Source organism: Wenxinia saemankumensis (assembly GCF_900141735.1).
GTDB lineage: Bacteria > Pseudomonadota > Alphaproteobacteria > Rhodobacterales > Rhodobacteraceae > Wenxinia > Wenxinia saemankumensis.
Genome location: NZ_FQYO01000016.1, coordinates 1 through 1,323 on the forward strand (window position 1 = coordinate 1; position 1,323 = coordinate 1,323).

The following is a 1,323-nucleotide window of genomic DNA, read 5'->3' on the forward strand; positions in this document are numbered from 1 at the left end:
TGGAGTGCCCCCCGTTTCACCGGACAGCCTGGCTGGGGTTGAGCGCTGATCTGAACTCGACAGGCGAGCGCATGGCCAGCGCGGAATGTGGATGGACGGTGTTGTAGTCGTCGATCCATACGGAGACGAGCTCGAGCGCCGTGGCGGCGTCGGGCAGCGGCGTGACGCGGACGTAGTCGCGCTTGAGGGTCTTCACGAAGGCTTCGCTCATGCCGTTGCTCTCTGGCGAGCGGACGGGCGTGAAGCAGGGCACGAGACCGAGCTGCCGGGCGAAGTCGCGCGTCTCGCCAGCGGCGTAACACGAGCCGTTGTCGCTGAGGTGCTCGACGGAGTGCGGGGCGCGATCCGTGCCGAACCGCTTCTCGACGGCGGCGAGCATCATGTCGCGCACGTCCGAGCCGCTGACCCCGGCGCCCGTGACGGCGACATGGGCGATCACCTCGCGGTCGAAGGCGTCGATGATGAAGGCCACCCGGACCTTCTCGCCGTTCCAGCACGTGATCTCGCAGGCGTCCGAGCACCAGCGCAGGTTCGAGGCCATGACGGCGATCTTGCCGTCGTGGACCCGGCCCTCCCGGCGGCCCGTGGACTGCTCGAGCGTCAGGCCGTGCAGGTTGAGAATGCGCAGCACCCGTTTGCGGTTGATGGGCCCCAGCCCCCCGGCACGGCGCTCGCGGTTCAGCAGCGCCGCGATGCGCCGATAGCCGTAGGTCGGCCGCTCGTCGACAAGGCGTCGCAGGGCGGGAAGCAGTTCGTCGTCCGTGGCCTTGTAGTAGCGGCCGCGGGGCTTCGACGTGCCCGTGGCCCTGACGTGGAGTTGCGAGCGGCTGATCCCGATCGTCTCGGCCACGCGGCTCATCGGGAACCGTCCTTCGGCGGCGACGGCGGCAGCCACGTCCGTTTTTTTACCCCCGACTTGGCGAGGGCCTCCTTCAGGATCTCGACCTCCATGGTCTTGCGCCCGAGCAGGCGTTCGAGGTCGCGAACACGGTCCTCGAGCTTGCGGACCTCGGAGGCGCCGACCACCGGCTCGTTCCTGCCCACCGCCATCGCGCCTCCTTCGGCCATCAGACGCCGCCAGCGGAACAGCAGGTTCGGGGCGACGCCGTTGCGCCTGGCCACAGTCGAGACGCTCTCGCCGGGCACCAGGCTCTCCTCCACGATGCGCAGCTTCTCGTGCGCCGGCCAATAGCGGCGTCCGGCGACGCCGGTGATCACCTCGACGCGGGGTCGATCTTCGTTGGGCATAAGCATGTCCCCAAGCACAGGCTTGGGCCTTCCATGGTCATGCCAGGCTGTCCGGTCGAAATGGGGGGCAGTTCA

At 68.6% G+C, this 1,323-nt stretch carries 1 protein-coding gene; it reads right to left on the reverse strand.

Annotated features, from left to right (window positions below):
- Positions 1–16 precede the first annotated feature (16 nt).
- A protein-coding gene (locus tag BUE30_RS17180) for an IS3 family transposase (RefSeq protein ID WP_139300622.1) occupies positions 17–1,248 on the reverse strand; the annotation gives its coding sequence in 2 pieces (ribosomal slippage) (positions 17–912 and positions 912–1,248; 1,233 coding nt in all).
- Positions 1,249–1,323 lie beyond the last annotated feature (75 nt).